Below are 16,109 nucleotides of genomic sequence, written 5' to 3' on the forward strand. Positions count from 1 at the left end.
AGGGCCTGCCAGAGCGGCGGCCCTCCTTTCGTTTCCGGGGGAGGTGTCCGGTCACTTGCCGGCACTGGCCCGAGCCGCAATCAGCGCCCCGCCAGTGATCAGCGCCGCCGCCAGCGCCAGTCCCCAGGAGGCCGCGGCAATCCCCGCCAGCACCAGGATCAGCGTCGACAGCAATGGCGCCGCATAAGAGCTGGTACCGAGCATCTGAATATCCCCCTGCTTGACCCCAATGTCCCAGACATAGAAGGCCAGCCCGACGGGGCCGAGACCCAGCAGCAGGGTGGAGGCCCAGCCCAGCATGCCCGCGGGCCAGACCGTTTCCTCCAGCGCGAAATGCAGCCCCCAGGAGGCCACCGAGGTCGCCAGGCAGAACACCGCAACGGAACTGGTCGGCGCGCTGCCCACCAGCCGCGACAGCACCGAATAGCCGGACCATGTCAGCGCGCACAGCAGCGCCAGCCCGTAGCCCGGCAGATACTGCGCCTCAAACCTGCCGCCGCCGCCGGAAATGATGGTGGCTGCCCCGGCAAAGCCCAGGCCTGCGCCGATCAGATGCCCTGCTTTCAGCCTTTCTCCGGGCAGCAGACCGGAAAACAGTACGATCAGCAGCGGCCACAGGTAGGCGATCAGCCCTGCCTCTGCCGCCGGGGCCAGCCGCAGCGCGGAGAAGTAGAGCGCGTGATAGCCAAACAGGCCAATCGTGCCGAAGATGTAGACCCGCACCGGCACATGGCGCAGCTGTTTCAGCTTGCCCGACGCTGCGGTCCAGATGATCCCCAGCGTGCCGCCAATGGTGAAACACAGTGCATTCAGCAGCAGCGGCGGGGTGGGTTCCGAGCCGACAGTCAGCAGCGCCAGCAGCGCCCACAGCAAAACAGCGATGAAGCCAATGGCGGTCGCGCGGGTCTTGGTCATTGGGATTGCAGATCCTGAATCGGAATAATCTTGATGTCGCCCCACATATGCGCGGTTTTCTCGATCTCCGCAAAGTACCAGTCGCGGAAGGCTGCAATCTGCGGCCTGTCCTTGGCTTCCGGCAGACACAGGAAACGGAACCGCGCGTCGGATTGGATGGCGATCTTGAAGGGTGCCTCCAGCCGCCCCTCGCGCACGTCCTTGATGATCAGCGGCCTCCGCCCCAGCGCCACGCCAAGGCCCGCACAAGCGGCATCGATGGCATGATCGGGGGCTGAAAAATGGGTTCCGCTGGTGGGGGTGAAGCCAACCCCCGCCGCCTGGAACCAGGTTGGCCAGTCGCACCCCGGTGCCACCTTGCTGATGGAATCGTCAAAAATCAGGGGCGCGTTCATCAGCGATTCCGGGGTGGGGAATTGCTCATGCATCTCAGGCGTCATCACCGGCGTCAGCCAATCGGGCCGGGTGCCATAAGAGGCAAGCCCCACGTCGTCTGACACGCCAAAGCGGATTGCCACATCCACATCGCCGCGGCGCAGGTCCACCACCTTGAGAGAGGCTGACAAGCGCAGCTCGATCTCCGGGTGGCTGCGGGCAAACTCGAACAGCCGCGGTGCCAGCCATTTCGCCGTCAGCGCAGGCCCTGCCGTCACTGTCAGCGTGGTCTCGTCCAGCAGACGCCGGGTGCTCTGCCAGGCCTGGCCCAATGTGCGGAAGCCCTCCGCCGCGCCGGGGGCCAGCGTTTCGCCTGCCTCAGTCAGCTCCACCGCCCGGTTCAGGCGGCGGAACAGCGGCTGGCCCAGGTGCTCCTCCAGCGACTTGATCTGAAACGACAGCGCCGCCGGGGTCACGTTCAGCTCATCCGCTGCCTTGGCAAAGGACATGTGGCGGGCAGCAGCGTCAAAGGCGCGCAAAGCGGTGAGGGGCGGTAGGCGGTCAGTCATGTTCGCGTAAATATACCTTAACTGAAGCCCTGCAAAGTCTCGTTTGTGCGTTTGACGGAACGTCCTCATATTGGACGCAGGTAAAGTATACTGATCTGAGAAGGAGGCCGAAGATGCTGGAATACACTGCTGATGCCACCGTCAAATCCGCGATGGCCCGTGCCCGCGCCGAGCGGGGGAAGGTGCTGAAACAGGCCTGGATCCGGCTGTTCGGCAAACGGGCGGCACCCGTCCTCCGCCCCAAGGTTTCCCGCTGGGCCTGAGCGCGCTCTGATTTCGAGAAAGAGGCACTTACGGGATAGGAAAAGGGCCGGTCCAGATGGACCGGCCCTTGCCGTTTCTGCTGATGCCAGTGATCAGACGAAGAACTGCGCGCCGTTGGCGGAGATGGTCGAGCCGTTGATGAAGCCTGACTCGTCAGAGGCCAGGAAGGCCACGCAGCGGGCGATCTCTTCCGGTTCGCCCAGACGGCCGGCCGGGATCTGGCCGATGATCGACTCGCGCACCTTTTCCGGAACCGCCATCACCATTTCGGTGGCAATATAGCCGGGGCAGACCGCGTTGGCGGTGATGCCGGCGCGCGCACCTTCCTGGGCCAGCGATTTCACGATGCCCAGATCGCCTGCCTTGGTCGCGGCATAGTTCACCTGCGCGAACTGGCCCTTCTGGCCGTTGATCGAGGAGATCACGATGACGCGGCCGAACTTGCGCTCACGCATGCCGGGCCAGATGGGGTGCACAGTGTTGAACACGCCGGTCAGGTTGGTGTCGATCACCTCCTGCCACTGCTGCGGCGTCATCTTGTGGAACGGCGCGTCGCGGGTGATGCCGGCGTTGGCGACCACGATGTCGATCGGGCCCACTTCCTCTTCGACCTTGGCGATGCCCGCGGCGCTGTCCTCATAGCTGCCGACGTTCCACTTGTAGGTCTTGATGCCGGTTTCCTCGGTGAATTTCGCCGCGGCTTCGTCATTGCCGGCATAGGTTGCGGCCACATTGCAGCCCTGCGCCTTCAGCGCCTGGGAAATTGCTGCGCCGATGCCGCGGGAGCCGCCGGTGACGAGTGCAGTACGTGCCATTAAAGAATCCTCCAGTCATAGTCTCTTGGTAATCTTGCTACAGATTACGGTAAGTGAGCGCAACAATATTGCGCAGCAAAATTCTGCATTGCCGCGAAAAAATTGTCGCACCTGCAGTATAGGCCTGCCGTGTAAAAGAAAAAGGACGCCACGGGGGCGTCCTTCTCATTTTACGGTTTGTTGCCGGTATTACGGGCGCTCGACACACATGGCGACGCCCATGCCGCCACCGATGCACAGGGTGGCGAGGCCTTTCTTGGCACCGCGGCGCTTCATCTCGAACAACAGGGTGTTCAGCACCCGGCAGCCGGAGGCGCCGATCGGGTGGCCGATGGCAATCGCGCCGCCGTTCACGTTCACGATCGACGGATCCCAGCCCATGTCCTTGTTCACCGCGCAGGCCTGGGCGGCAAAGGCTTCGTTGGCTTCGACCAAGTCCAGGTCGTTGACCGACCAGCCGGCCTTCTCCAGCGCCTTGCGGGAGGCATAGACCGGGCCGACGCCCATAATCGACGGGTCCAGCCCGGCAGTGGCGTAAGACGCAATGCGGGCCAGCGGCTCGATGCCGCGGCGCTCGGCTTCATCGGCGCTCATCAATAGGGTGGCGGCGGCGCCGTCATTCAGGCCGGAAGCGTTGGCGGCAGTGACGGAACCGTCCTTGGCGAAGGCCGGGCGCAGTTTCTGCATCGCTTCGATGGTGGCACCGTGGCGGATGTATTCGTCCTGATCCACCACGATGTCGCCCTTGCGGGTTTTCACAGTGAAAGCTGCGATTTCATCAGCGAACTTGCCGGCCTTCTGCGCCGCTTCCGCCTTGTTCTGCGAGGCAACAGCGAACTCATCCTGCATATCGCGTGAGATTTGCCACTGCTCGGCCACGTTCTCGGCAGTCTGGCCCATGTGGTAGCCGTTGAAGGCGTCCCACAACCCGTCGCGGATCATAGTGTCAATATAGCTCATGTCGCCCATCTTCTGGCCGGCGCGCAGATGCGCGGCATGGGGGGACAGGGTCATGTTTTCCTGGCCGCCGGCTGCCACGATGGAGGCGTCGCCCAGCTGGATGTGCTGCGCGCCCAGCGCCACGGCGCGCAGGCCGGAGCCGCAGACCTGGTTGATGCCCCAGGCAGCGCTTTCCTTGGGCAGGCCTGCATTGATGTGCGCCTGGCGGGCCGGGTTCTGGCCCTGCGCCGCGGTCAGCACCTGGCCCAGGATGGTCTCGGACACTTCGGATTTGTCCACACCGGCGCGTTCAACCACGGCTTCCAGCACCGCGGCACCCAGGTCATGGGCGGGGGTGTTGGCGAACGAGCCGCCAAAGGAGCCGACGGCGGTGCGCGCGGCGGATGCGATTACAACATTGGTCATTGATTCTGGTCCTCTGCCATCAATTCAGGTCTTCCGGGAGAGCCTGGCGCCTGCAGATCAGGCGGGCGCGCAAGAATCTTTCCCGATCACTCCGGGTACCGACATAATCTATTGCTGCACGTGCAGCAATTGACAGCGTGTCTCAGGGGGGGCGGCAAAGTCAACCGCAGGATACGTCCGGAACAGCAGGATTTCCGTCAGCAGGATGCCGAGATGCTGCAGGGCAGCAATGAAGCCCGGCGCGGGCCCGGGCCAAGCGGGATGGCAAAGCATTTGAAAAGACCGGAACAAATCGGGTGTCCCGGGTCAGGATGCAATTGCGCCGGCCTGCGCCCGAACAAAGGCCCGAGGGGGTTTCAGTCAGCCGGCTTCCTGCCGTTTCATTTCCTCGATCCAGGGCGGCGTGACGGACGGGGCGCCGAACAGGTAGCCCTGCAGGCAGTCGACGCCGTTGTCCACGAGGAATTCCGCGTCCGCCTGGCTTTCTACTGATTCCGCGACGGTCAGCATATCGAATTGCTTGGCAATACCGATCAGGGCGCGGACCACGGCCTGGTTGTCGTGGCTGGTGTGAATGCCGCGGACAAACTGGCCGTCGATCTTGACCGCGTCAAAGAAGAACTGGCGGAAGTTTCCAATCGAGGTCGTGCTGGCGCCGAAATTGTCGAGCGCAAAGGCGATCCCGTGCGGCTGCATCCGGCCCATGAAGTCGGTCACCAGTTCCGGTGCGGCCATGGCAGACGCCTCGGTGATTTCCAGCACCAGCCGTTCGCCAAGCGTGTTGTCACGTTTCAGGAACCGTTCCAGCACCTGCGTCCAGCGCTGGTATCCGATGGAGCGCGCAGACATGTTTACCGACAGGCGCACCTGGGGGTATTTCTCCAGCGCCTTGAGCCCGTGCTGCAGCGCCAGGCAATCCATTTCGCGGCCGATTTCCTTGTCCTCGACCACATGCATGAATTCGCGCGCCGGGATCACCCGGCCGGTTGGGTCCAGCACCCGGATGTAGCCCTCGTAGAAGGCAACGCCATGCGGCGCCATCGCCTGCATGATGGGCTGATAGGCCAGCACAGTCTGATTATGCCGCACGGCTTCTGCCACCATTTCAAGCGTTGAGCGGTCGCGTCCGGCTACCGCTGCGTTCAGCGGATTTTCAGCGCCTTCCGGAATATCTGTGTTACGTCTGCTCATCTGCTGCGAGGCCCCTCTTTGTGCTGAAACTGGGGTGAGTATCATGCTCTGCGCAGACTGCTGCAAAAGGGTTGAGGCAGGATTAAAGTTCAAATTTGAATGATCTGCCGGGGGCGCAGCAGGCGGTCATCCGCCGAAGCCGGGGGTGCCTGCGTCTTCCGGGTGGCGGGCCAGGTGCGCGGCCTTGATCCCGGCAGAGGTGTCGCGGCTGCCGTCATGGCTGTAGCCGGGCGGCGCAAAGGCATAAAGCAGCCGCTGCTTCAGGGTCAGGCCGGGCTGGGACATGTCCTTGAAAATGCCCGCCCATTCATGAAAGGCGACCCGCAGCGGGTTGAAGGTGGCGATGTTATGGACCAGCCCGTAATCGGGGCGATCGTGGTCCTGTTCCGGCACGAAGGTGCCGAACATTTTGTCCCAGATGATGAAGACGCCGGCATAGTTGCAGTCCAGGTAGCGCGGATTGCGGCCATGGTGGGCGCGGTGATGGCTGGGTGTGTTCATCACCAGCTCGAACCAGCGCGGCAGGCGGGTGACCGCCTCGGTGTGGATCCAGAACTGGTAAATCAGGTTCAGCCCGCCGCAAAACAGAACCAGCGCCGGGTGAAAACCCAACAGCACCATGGGTGCCTTCACGATCATCATGAAGGTGAATGTGCCGGTCCAGGTCTGCCGCAGTGCTGTGGTCAGGTTGTAATGCTGGCTGGAGTGATGATTGACATGCGACGCCCAGACCCAGCGCACCCGGTGGCCGAACCGGTGAACCCAGTAATAGCGCAGATCATCCAGCACAAAGCAGGCCAGCACCGCCCACACAGAGGTGCCCATATTCAGCGGCGTCAGCTCCCACAGGAACATGAACAGCGCCCAGGCAATGAACCCCAGCAAGAGCCCCTCAGCGACGCTGCCTGCGCCCATGATGAGGGAGGTCACCGCATCACGGGTTTCATACCTCCCGCCGCGGTGCTTGACCGCAATCCACAGGAATTCCGCCAGAATGGCGGCAATGAAGAACGGCACCGCCAGCTGGGTCACGTCGGGATAGGATATCTGTCCGGTCATGCGGTCTCCGCCGGGGGGCTGATCAGCGCCAGCCACTGCCGGCGTTCGCTTTCGGATAGGGTCAGGGAGAGGCCAGGGGCGGCGAAGTCGTTGAACTCAAAGCGCAGCCCGGTGGCAGTTTCGCAGGTATTGCTGCCGTCCAGATGGCGGCCCACGGTATCGGCGCCAAAGGCCCAGAGCAGCCCGGGCCCGCCGCTGGTCAGCACCAGCGCGGCCTGCCCGCTGGCGGCAGGCAGCACCTTGAGGACACGGTCCCCAGGGAAATGGCGCAGCCAGCCGGAGCGCGCGGTTTCAATGCCCAGCACAGCCTGCCGGGAGCGCCCGGTCAGATGCAGCAGCACCGCAATTCCAGATATCCCGCCCAGCACAAGGGCCAAGAGCAATTCCAGCGCCATCTGCGACCTCCCGCGGGCAGACTGGCGGGCGGGCGGAAGCCTGTCAAAGGTGGCGTGGGGTCAAGCCCGGCCGCCGTTATCCTGCCATGGCGGCGCTGCGCGGGCGGGCCAGCACCTGCATCTGCACCACCCGTTCAACAAAGGGCACCAGCCCCTCCGGCCCGGAGGCCCGGTCTTTCAGATGGATGCAGACATCGGGCCTGAGCGCCGCGATGATGCCAATGAGGTCGCCGCGGATCTGGTCATCCAGGCCCGCGCCCATGATCACGCATTCGATGCGCGGCTCTGTCTCCAGCTGGCGCACCACCTCGGGCTGGTCATGCGCGCCCAGCCAGTGGATCGGCAGGTGGTCCAGCTCTTCAGCCACATTGCCGATCACATGCGGCAGCTTCCCGATCAGTAACACAACAGGTTTCATTTCACTCTCCACCCAACACACTGGGGGCACCCAGCGCGGGCGTCCCACTTTTAAAGGGTAGTGCGAATGTCTGCCGGGTCAGGCGGAGCAGCGTGGGGTGCGCGCAGGCTCAGACCCCTTGTTTTGTAGGAAGTGTCAAAAAATTCTTGAGTGCAGCGGATTTAGTCGAATGCCATTGCCGTTCATGCAAGTCTCCGAATGCAGACTCCAGAGTATAAAATGTCATATTCAAAAGCACCTTCTGCAATGCTTCAGACTGCAAGTTCAAATCCTTTTCAGTCAAGAAATGAGCGCACAAGACAGAGAATCGCCCTCCGGAATTTTCCAAGCCGAAGTACACAGTCAGTCTTTCAGGAGATTTTTTAATGATTGTAAACGGTTCGTAGATCTCATCAGCCATACTGTTATTCCCAATCACCTTAGGCCTTCCGATAAGAAGCCTATGTTTGCGGCTGTGGGGAAAATTGTTTGAGCTTCCATATTGCGGCCAACTTCACCCAGCAATCGCCTATACGTGGAACTTCTGCGCAATAGATTGTGAAAAGGGAGCGTAGATCTCCGCTCCTTCACCCCTCAGCCTCGCCAATCATCACACTGATAATCGCCTTGGCACTCTCGGAGTTCCACTCGGCATCGCCCAGAAGCCGCGCCACCTCCTTGCCGTCGCGGTCCAGCAGCACCGTGATCGGCAGCCCGATCACTGCCATCTCGCGGGCCAGCGCCTGTTTCGGGTCCTGGTGGCGGGGCAGATTGCTGATGCCGTTCTCGTCAAAGAACTTCTGGATGCCCGCGGGCGAGTTGCGCCCGGTGGCGATGGTCAGCACTTCGAAGTCCTCACCGCCGAACTCCTCTTGCAGCTCCGCCAGTTGCGGCATTTCTTTGCGGCAGGGGGCGCACCAGGTGGCCCAGAAGTTCAAGAGCACGATCTTGCCCTGGTAGTCCCCCAGGGATGCCGTGCCGGCGCCGTCGGCCAGATCAAAGGCGGCGGCGGACACGTCGCGCGGCTTGGCATGCACAACCAGCTTTTTCATCGAGCCGTCGCGCAAGCCTTCCAGCTGCGCGGGGTCCGCTGCAAAGGCGGCATTTGCACCCAAGGTCAGGGCCATATAAAGGGAAAGCTGACGAAACAGACGCATATTATCTCCGGGGTTCCACACCATGACAGATCAATCCTCGAACCAGATGTGGGGCGGCCGCTTTGCCGCTGGCCCGGACGCGATCATGGAGGCAATCAATGCCTCGATCGGGTTCGACAAGCGGATGGCAGCGCAGGACATTGCCGGCTCCAGGGCCCATGCGGCGATGCTCGCCGCCACAGGCGTCATTACGGATAATGATGCTGAGGCCATTCGGGAAGGGCTGCTCACCGTTTTGTCAGAGATCGAGGGCGGAACCTTCCAGTTTTCCACCACGCTGGAAGACATCCACATGAACGTGGAGGCGCGCCTGAAAGAGATCATCGGTGAGCCTGCGGGCCGCCTGCACACGGGCCGCAGCCGTAATGACCAGGTGGCGACCGACTTCAAACTCTGGGTGCGCGACCAGCTGGACGCGGCCGAAAGCGGCCTATTGGCGCTGATCCGCGCGCTTCTGTCGCAGGCTGAGGCCGGCGCCGATTGGGTGATGCCGGGCTTCACCCACCTGCAGACCGCGCAGCCGGTGACCTGGGGCCACCACATGATGGCCTATGTGGAGATGTTCGGCCGCGATCTGTCCCGCGTGCGCGACGCCCGCGCCCGGATGAACGAATCGCCGCTGGGTGCCGCGGCGCTGGCCGGCACCTCCTTCCCGATCGACCGGGAGATGACCGCAAAGGCGCTGGGCTTTGACCGCCCGGCCGCCAACTCGCTGGATGCGGTTTCCGACCGCGACTTCGCGCTGGAGTTCCTCAGCACGGCGTCGATCAGTGCCGTGCATCTGTCGCGCTTTGCCGAGGAGCTGGTGATCTGGTCCTCTGCCCAGTTCCGCTTCGTGACGCTCAGCGACCGCTTCTCCACTGGCTCGTCGATCATGCCGCAGAAAAAGAACCCGGACGCCGCCGAGCTGATCCGCGCCAAGGTGGGCCGGATCTTCGGCGCCAACACCGCGCTGATGATGGTGATGAAGGGGCTGCCGCTGGCCTATTCCAAGGACATGCAGGAAGACAAGGAACAGGTCTTTGACGCCGCCGACAACTGGATGCTGGCGCTGGCGGCGATGGAAGGCATGGTCAAGGATATGAGCGCCAACCGTGAGAGCCTGGCTGCGGCGGCGGGCTCCGGCTTCTCCACTGCAACCGACCTGGCCGACTGGCTGGTGCGGGTGCTGAAGGTGCCGTTCCGCGATGCCCACCACATCACCGGCACTCTGGTCGCCATGGCCGAAAAGCGCGGCTGCGACCTGCCGGACCTGACGCTGGAAGATATGCAGGGTGTGCACGCAGGCATCACGGAGGACATCTTCTCTGTGCTTGGTGTTGAGAATTCGGTAAACTCGCGCATGTCTTATGGCGGCACCGCGCCCGCCCAGGTGCGTGCGCAGGTCGCCCGCTGGAAAGAAGTGCTGGCAGGCTGATCCCGTCAGGGGCGGCTGCGGCAAGGAGGCAGACGATGCGCAACATGATCTTTGCTTTGCTGGGACTGGCCGTGCTGTCGGCCTGCGGCGCCGACGGCGAACCGGTGCAGCCGACCCTGAACGCCGGTGTCGGCGTCGGCAGCGGCGGTGTCCACGTCGGCGGCGGCGTTGGGCTGCACAAGGGGCCGCTCAGCGTCTTTCTCGGCTTCTAGCAGCCAAGCGCCCTTGATGCGGCGCAACAAAACAGCCATTTCGGAACCGCCCCGCCAAACTGCCGGGGCGGTATTGCGTTGAGGATATTGCAATGAAAGCAGCACTTGTAGTTCTGGCCTTGCTGGGCCTCGCCGCCTGCGACACCGGCGCTCCGGCTTCCAGCCCGCCGCAAAAGCAAGAACCAGCGGCAACCGGTGTGAAAGTCTCCGGTTATGGCCGGGTTGGGGTGTCCACCAGCTTCTAGCACACACGGGCAATACCCGGTCCGGGTTCCTGTCCCGTCCGGTTGACGCCTGCTGCTGTGTGTTCCGCATCTGATATGCTGAGCTTCAGCGGTTTAGGGTGGCGGCACCGCCAAGGGGCGGAGGCGGGACGGGAGGGTTTCTCCCGCACGCGAAACGTCGTCTGTGCGTGCCCCTGCCAAAGGGCCCTGTTCCTGAGTGCCGGGGGTGTCAGGCCCGGCGGTGACCGCGATCAAACGGGACTATGCCATCTGCCGCTTAAAATCGCGTGAGCCATGCGTGCGCCGGTTGCGCAACACCCCGGGCATTGCGGTTGCCGCCGCTGTTTTGCAGTGAGTATTTGGGGAAACGATGAAGGCGCAGGCCGGGTGTTTTCATCTTTCCCGAAATACTCAAACTCCACCGCCCGCAACGACACGCCGGCGGGGCTGGCGCGGCGCACGGCCCAACGGGCGCGGGCGCATCTTTGATGCGTTTGCGGCGGGCGGGAGAACGCCTTTGTATCCCCCAGGGCGCGCGGGGCGGAATCATTTGATCCATCCGCCCCTTTTGCCCTAAACGCGGGGGCATGGACCATTTTCTCTACCGCGACGGCGCGCTTTTCGCCGAAGACGTTCCCATCTCCGAGATCGCCGCGGCGGTGGGCACCCCGTTCTATGTCTATTCCACGGCCACGCTGCTGCGCCACTTCCGCCTGTTCGACGAGGCGCTGGAAGGCACCGACCACCTGGTCTGCTTTGCGATGAAGGCGGCCTCCAACCAGGCGATCCTGAAGACCCTGGCGCAGGCCGGCGCGGGCATGGATGTGGTCAGCCAGGGCGAATATCTGCGCGCCAAGGCAGCAGGTGTGCCGGGGGACAGGATCGTGTTTTCCGGCGTCGGCAAAACGGCAGAGGAAATCCGCGTGGCCCTGACCGGCGGCATCCGCCAGTTCAACGTCGAGTCCGAACCGGAGATGGAAGTGATCAGCGCCGTGGCCGCGGAGCTGGGCACCAAGGCCCCGATCACCATCCGGGTCAATCCGGACGTGGATGCCAAGACCCACGCCAAGATCGCCACCGGCAAATCCGAGAACAAGTTCGGCATCCCGATTGCACGGGCCAAGGAAGTCTATGCCCGCGCCGCCGCGCTGCCGGGGCTGGAAGTGGTGGGGATCGACGTCCACATCGGCTCTCAGTTGACCGACCTGGAGCCGTTCCGGCAGGCCTATCAGAAGGTGGCGGAGCTTACGGAAACCCTGCGCGCCGACGGCCACAACATCCGCCGTCTGGATCTGGGCGGCGGGCTTGGCATCCCTTATGAGCGCTCCAACTCCGCGCCGCCGCTGCCGGTGGAATACGGGCAGATGGTCAAGGAGACCCTGGGCCATCTCGGCTGCGAGATCGAGATCGAACCGGGCCGCCTGATCGCGGGCAACGCGGGCCAGCTGGTCAGCAAGGTGATCTATGTGAAGTCGGGCGAGGGGCGCGATTTTCTGATTCTTGACGCCGCGATGAACGACCTGATCCGCCCGGCGATGTATGAAGCGCATCACGACATCATCCCGGTCGAGGAAGCCGCAGCGGGTGTGGAAAGCCAGCCCTATGACATCGTCGGCCCGGTCTGCGAGACCGGCGATACCTTCGCCAAGCAGCGCGACCTGCCGCCGCTGGCTGCGGGCGATCTGGTGTCCTTCCGCAGCGCCGGTGCTTATGGCGCGGTGATGGCGAGCGAGTACAATTCGCGCCCGCTGATCCCCGAAGTGCTTGTGCACGGCGATCAATTCGCGGTTATTCGCCGCCGCCCGGACTATGAAGAGATGATAAACCGCGATACCATCCCGGAGTGGCTCTGAAGCGATCCAGGCGCGAACCGGCGCGGGCCACATGAGGATGAGGCCCGTATGCCCTTTGACCGCCAAAGAAACCGGCAGGCCGATCCGGTCCTGAAACCCCTGCGCTGGCCGCTGGCCTTGACGCAGGCCGGGCTGGTGGCAGAGCGGCTCTTGCGCAGCTTCTGGCCGCTGGCCTCGCTGCTGATGGCGGTGCTGGCGGCGCTGATGCTGGGGCTGCACCAGATGCTGCCGGAACGGCTGATCTGGACCGGCGCGATGGCGGTGCTGATTGCTGCCGCTGCGGCACTGGGCTGGGGGCTCTGGCGCTTCCGCTGGCCCAGCCGGGCCGCGGCGCTGGACCGTCTCGACCAGACCTTGCCGGGCCGTCCGGTCTCGGCTCTCTTGGATACCCAGGCGATTGGTGCGGAAGACGCCGCCTCTGCCGTGCTGTGGCAAGCCCACCAGCGCCGGATGGCCGCGGCGGCGGCCAAGGCCAAGGCGCCGGCACCTGATCTCAACATTGCATCTTCCGACCCCTATGGCCTGCGCTATATGGCGGGGCTGATGCTGGCGGTGGCGGTGCTGTTCGGCTCGATCTGGCAGCTGGCCACGGTCAGGGATCTGGGCGCAGGCGGCAGTGCCGCGCTGAACGGGCCGGCCTGGGAAGGCTGGGCGGAGCCGCCTGCCTATACCCGCCTGCCGGTGCTCTATTTGAATGACCAGGACGAAGGTGTGCTGAAACTGCCTGAGGGCAGCCGTGTCACCTTGCGGTTCTATGGCGAGGTGGGCGCGCTGGAACTAGCCGAGACGGTTTCCGGCAAAGGTGGTGAGGAACCTGAAACACCGCAGACCGCGATGGAGTTTGACGTCACCCGCAGCGGCACCTTTTCGATCGAGGGGCACGGCGGGCGCAGCTGGCAGGTGGCGGTGATCCCGGACAACCCTCCCATGGTGGCTGTCGCGGGCGAGCCGGAGCTGGAAAACGACGGCTATACCACGCTGGAGTTTGCGGCGCAGGATGATTACGGTGTGGCCGCCGGGCAAGTGCGGATCATGCTGGATCTAGCGGCGGTGGAGCGGAGCCACGGGCTGGCCGCGGCTCCCGATCCGCGCGAGGCGCTGGTGCTGGACTTGCCGCTGCCCCTCAGCGGCTCGCGCCAGGAATTCACCGAGAAGCTGATCGAGGATTTTGCCCAGAACCCCTGGGCCAACTTGCCGGTGGTCTTCACCTTCTCGGCATTGGATGAGGCAGGCCAGTCGTCTGCCGCCGCGGGCTTTGGCGCTGAACTTCTGACCCGCCGCTTCTTTGATCCGCTGGCCGCAGCGGTGATCGAACAGCGCCGCGATCTGTTGTGGACACGCGCCAATGCAGTGCGGGTGGCGCAGGTGATCCGCACCTTGACGCATCGTCCCGAAGGGCTGTTCCGCGATTATGGCGATTACCTGCGGCTGCGCACCATTCTGCGGCGGCTGGAAAGTTACACTGTTGCCGGCTCTATCCCTGAACCGCAGCAGGAGGAGATCGCGGCCGCGCTGTGGGATCTGGCAATCCAGCTGGAAGAAGGCGACGTGGGCGACGCGCTGGAGCGGATGCAGCGGGCGCAGGAGCGGCTGAGCCAGGCGATGCGCGACGGTGCCAGCGAGCAGGAGATCGCGCGGCTGATGCAGGAACTGCGCGAGGCCACCCAGGACTACATGCGCCAGCTCAGCCGTCAGGCGGAGGCCAATGGCGAGGTGATGGATCCGGGTGATATGCCCGAGGACATGATGACGCTCAGCCAGGACGACCTGCAGGCGATGATGGACCGCATCCAGGAGCTGATGGAGCAGGGCCGCATGGCTGAGGCTGAACAGGCGCTGCGCGAGTTCCAGGAGATGATGGAGAACATGCGCATGACCCGCTCGCAGCAGGGGCAGGGCCAGGGCAACGAGGGCCGCGAGGCAATGGAGGGGCTGGCGGAGACCTTGCGCGAGCAGCAGGGGCTGTCGGATCAGGCTTTCCGCGATCTGCAGGAGCAGTTCAACCCCGGTGCCCGCAGCGGCGAAAGCCAGGGTAATGAGGGCCGCGACGGCGGACTTGGCCGCGGCCAGAGCCATCAGGGCGGCGGCCAAGGCGACGGCCAGGGCGGCGAGGGCGCCGAGAGCCGCAACCCTGACGGCCAGGGCGGACAGGGCGGCAGCAATCGCGAACAGCCGGGGCAGGGCGGCTCTCTGGCCGACCGGCAGCAGGCGCTGCGCCAGCAGTTGCAGCAGCAGCGCGACGGGTTGCCTTATATGGGCGGTGAGGCCGGTGATGCAGCGCGCGAGGCGCTGGACCGCGCAGGCCGCGCCATGGAAGGCGCCGAGGACGCGCTGCGCGGCGGTGACAATGCTGAGGCCATCGACCGCCAGTCCGACGCCATGGAGGCGCTGCGCGAAGGCATGCGCAGCCTGGGCGAGGCGCTGGCGCAGCAGCAGCAACCGGGGCCGCAGAACGGGCAGCAGCCCTCTGCCACGGCGCAGGGGGACCGGCTGGACCCGCTGGGCCGCAACAACGGCAGTATTGATGATGGTGGCAAGGTGGGTAAAGGCACGGCCTACCGCCGCGCCTGGGATCTGCTGGAAGACATCCGCCGCCGGGCCGGAGAGCGCGAGCGCAGCGACCGCGAGCGCAGCTATCTGCAGCGGCTGCTGGACCGGTTCTGACCCCGGCAGCACAGGGTGCTGCCGGCAGAGCCGCTGACCGGGATCTTCAGGGAAACTGTTGTTACTGAGTGGCGGTGACGGACTTCACCTGGTTGTCCAGCCACAGCCGCGCCTGATCAACCCAGTCCACATAGCTGCTGAGTGCCGGGTCCGCCAGCGGCAGCTTCTCGGCAATCAGCGGCGCCTTGTCATAGATCATCACCAGGATCAGCGCCGCAATCACCGACACCGCAAAACCGCGGGCAAAGCCACTCTTGCGCCGCACCGGCAGTTCTTCCGGGTCTGCCAGCGGTGCGGGGGCCGGGCTGCCGGCGGAGCGCAGGGTGGAGTTGATTTCCTCGATGTCCGGCAGCAATTCCTTGCGTGAGCCGCTTTCGGCGGCGGCCAGCTGGCGCGGGTCCTCGCCGCGCATCCGCGCCATCCGGTCGCGCGCCTGGCGGCTGCGGCGGGCGGCTTCGTCATCCTCCGCAGGTGCAGCGCCCTCCAGCCCCAGATCGGGTTGGGTTTCCAGGCTTTGGGCCTCTGCCTTGCGCAGTTCGGTCTCGCGTGCAGCTTCCTCGCGCAGGATATCGGACATTTCCGGATCCAGCGTGCGTCCGCGCTGCGGCTGATGTGCTTCTTCGGCGTGAAGGTCTTCACCTTCGTCCTCGTCATGGCTACCGGACCGGTCATCGGCGTCTTCGTCAGAGACCTCCTGCGGCGCGGCTGCGGCAGTTTCCGCCTCATCCGCCGGCTCCGGGCCGTCTTCTTGCGCGGTGTCCTCCGGCGTGCTCTCTTCCGGCTCAGGCCCAGGCTCAGGCTCAGCTTCCAGCTGCTGCCCTGCGTTCCGCTCGGCTAGCGCTGCTATTTCCCGCTCTTCCTTCGCTTTCGCTGCGGCTTCCTGTTCGGCCTTTGCCGCCAGCTCCCGCTCTGCTTTCTCCCGTGCCTCGGCTTCTGCCGCGCGGGCAAAGGCTTCTTCGATGCCGATGTTTTCCAGCGCGTCCTCTGCCCCGGCTTCAGCGGTGCCTGCTGCCGCCTGGAACCAGGTCTGGCCGCAGTTGGAGCACTGCACATCGCGCCCCTCAGGCGGGATCACGTCCTCGGGAACTTCATATTGGGCTGCGCAATTCGGGCAGGTCAGGCGCATCATGCTCTCCTCGGCACCTTCCCGCCGCACTGGCCGGCGGCAGGTTGTTTTTCAAGGGATTATAGGCATCCGCCACAGGTGGTGAAAGTGGCAATTGCGGCAACGGTAAAG

Annotated in this window: 17 protein-coding genes; 6 read left to right on the forward strand and 11 right to left on the reverse strand. The window is 64.3% G+C overall.

Going from position 1 to position 16,109, the window contains the following annotated elements; translation table 11 throughout:
* Positions 1 to 51: 51 nt before the first annotated feature.
* On the reverse strand, positions 52 to 915 hold the full coding sequence (gene yddG / locus RA26_RS06895) for an aromatic amino acid exporter YddG (RefSeq protein WP_039181737.1): 864 nt from the start codon (positions 913 to 915) through the stop codon (positions 52 to 54).
* Positions 912 to 1,859, reverse strand: a complete 948-nt coding sequence (locus RA26_RS06900) for a transcriptional regulator GcvA (RefSeq protein ID WP_039181740.1) — start codon at positions 1,857 to 1,859, stop codon at positions 912 to 914. The genes yddG and RA26_RS06900 overlap by 4 nt, the downstream gene beginning before the upstream one ends.
* Before the next feature lie 113 nt (positions 1,860 to 1,972).
* Here RA26_RS06900 and RA26_RS22920 point away from each other — a divergent pair, with 113 nt between their 5' ends.
* The gene (locus RA26_RS22920) at positions 1,973 to 2,122 is read left to right on the forward strand and encodes a hypothetical protein (RefSeq protein ID WP_193747592.1); all 150 of its coding nucleotides are present in this window, start codon (positions 1,973 to 1,975) and stop codon (positions 2,120 to 2,122) included.
* 93 nt (positions 2,123 to 2,215) lie between these two features.
* On the opposite strand, the gene phbB is transcribed toward RA26_RS22920, so the two are convergent.
* The 8 genes from phbB to RA26_RS06940 form a co-directional block, all read right to left on the reverse strand.
* Entirely contained in the window at positions 2,216 to 2,938 is a 723-nt protein-coding gene (gene phbB, locus RA26_RS06905; RefSeq protein WP_039181744.1) for an acetoacetyl-CoA reductase, read from the reverse strand.
* Positions 2,939 to 3,127: 189 nt separating this feature from the next.
* Complete coding sequence (locus RA26_RS06910; protein WP_039181747.1) at positions 3,128 to 4,303, reverse strand: acetyl-CoA C-acetyltransferase; 1,176 nt, start codon at positions 4,301 to 4,303, stop codon at positions 3,128 to 3,130.
* Between the two features lie 360 nt (positions 4,304 to 4,663).
* Positions 4,664 to 5,494, reverse strand: coding sequence for an EAL domain-containing protein (locus RA26_RS06915; RefSeq protein ID WP_039181750.1), 831 nt, complete (start codon positions 5,492 to 5,494; stop codon positions 4,664 to 4,666).
* A 126-nt stretch (positions 5,495 to 5,620) separates the two neighbouring features.
* Positions 5,621 to 6,553: a sterol desaturase family protein gene (locus tag RA26_RS06920; RefSeq protein ID WP_039181753.1), complete on the reverse strand. Its 933-nt coding sequence runs from the start codon at positions 6,551 to 6,553 to the stop codon at positions 5,621 to 5,623.
* Positions 6,550 to 6,948 carry a hypothetical protein gene (locus RA26_RS06925; protein ID WP_039181756.1) on the reverse strand — a complete coding sequence of 133 codons (399 nt, stop codon included), beginning with the start codon at positions 6,946 to 6,948 and terminating at the stop codon, positions 6,550 to 6,552. Before RA26_RS06925 ends, RA26_RS06920 begins: the two co-directional genes overlap by 4 nt.
* Positions 6,949 to 7,024: 76 nt before the next feature.
* Positions 7,025 to 7,366 (reverse strand): hypothetical protein, encoded by a 342-nt coding sequence (locus RA26_RS06930; protein WP_039181759.1) that lies wholly within the window; start codon positions 7,364 to 7,366, stop codon positions 7,025 to 7,027.
* A gap of 109 nt (positions 7,367 to 7,475) precedes the next feature.
* Positions 7,476 to 7,766, reverse strand: coding sequence for a hypothetical protein (locus RA26_RS06935; RefSeq protein WP_039181761.1), 291 nt, complete (start codon positions 7,764 to 7,766; stop codon positions 7,476 to 7,478).
* A 166-nt stretch (positions 7,767 to 7,932) separates the two neighbouring features.
* Positions 7,933 to 8,526: a TlpA disulfide reductase family protein gene (locus RA26_RS06940; protein ID WP_039181764.1), complete on the reverse strand. Its 594-nt coding sequence runs from the start codon at positions 8,524 to 8,526 to the stop codon at positions 7,933 to 7,935.
* Between RA26_RS06940 and argH the strand changes: the two genes are divergently transcribed.
* The 5 genes from argH to RA26_RS06955 all read left to right on the forward strand — a co-directional run bounded on the left by argH (position 8,525) and on the right by RA26_RS06955 (position 14,872).
* Positions 8,525 to 9,919, forward strand: a complete 1,395-nt coding sequence (gene argH, locus RA26_RS06945) for an argininosuccinate lyase (RefSeq protein ID WP_082015774.1) — start codon at positions 8,525 to 8,527, stop codon at positions 9,917 to 9,919. The two genes, RA26_RS06940 and argH, sit on opposite strands and share 2 nt — an antisense overlap.
* A gap of 35 nt (positions 9,920 to 9,954) precedes the next feature.
* Positions 9,955 to 10,131, forward strand: a complete 177-nt coding sequence (locus RA26_RS22925) for a hypothetical protein (protein ID WP_193747593.1) — start codon at positions 9,955 to 9,957, stop codon at positions 10,129 to 10,131.
* A 92-nt stretch (positions 10,132 to 10,223) separates the two neighbouring features.
* Positions 10,224 to 10,376: a hypothetical protein gene (locus tag RA26_RS22360; protein ID WP_241482599.1), complete on the forward strand. Its 153-nt coding sequence runs from the start codon at positions 10,224 to 10,226 to the stop codon at positions 10,374 to 10,376.
* A gap of 566 nt (positions 10,377 to 10,942) precedes the next feature.
* Complete coding sequence (gene lysA, locus RA26_RS06950) at positions 10,943 to 12,208, forward strand: diaminopimelate decarboxylase (protein WP_039181767.1); 1,266 nt, start codon at positions 10,943 to 10,945, stop codon at positions 12,206 to 12,208.
* Positions 12,209 to 12,256: 48 nt separating this feature from the next.
* The gene (locus RA26_RS06955) at positions 12,257 to 14,872 is read left to right on the forward strand and encodes a TIGR02302 family protein (protein ID WP_039181770.1); all 2,616 of its coding nucleotides are present in this window, start codon (positions 12,257 to 12,259) and stop codon (positions 14,870 to 14,872) included.
* Positions 14,873 to 14,933: 61 nt separating this feature from the next.
* Here RA26_RS06955 and RA26_RS06960 read toward each other — a convergent pair whose 3' ends face one another.
* On the reverse strand, positions 14,934 to 15,998 hold the full coding sequence (locus tag RA26_RS06960) for a zinc-ribbon domain-containing protein (protein ID WP_039182095.1): 1,065 nt from the start codon (positions 15,996 to 15,998) through the stop codon (positions 14,934 to 14,936).
* Positions 15,999 to 16,109: the final 111 nt, after the last annotated feature.

The sequence above is a fragment of the Leisingera sp. ANG-M7 genome (genome assembly GCF_000813965.1).
Lineage (GTDB): Bacteria > Pseudomonadota > Alphaproteobacteria > Rhodobacterales > Rhodobacteraceae > Leisingera.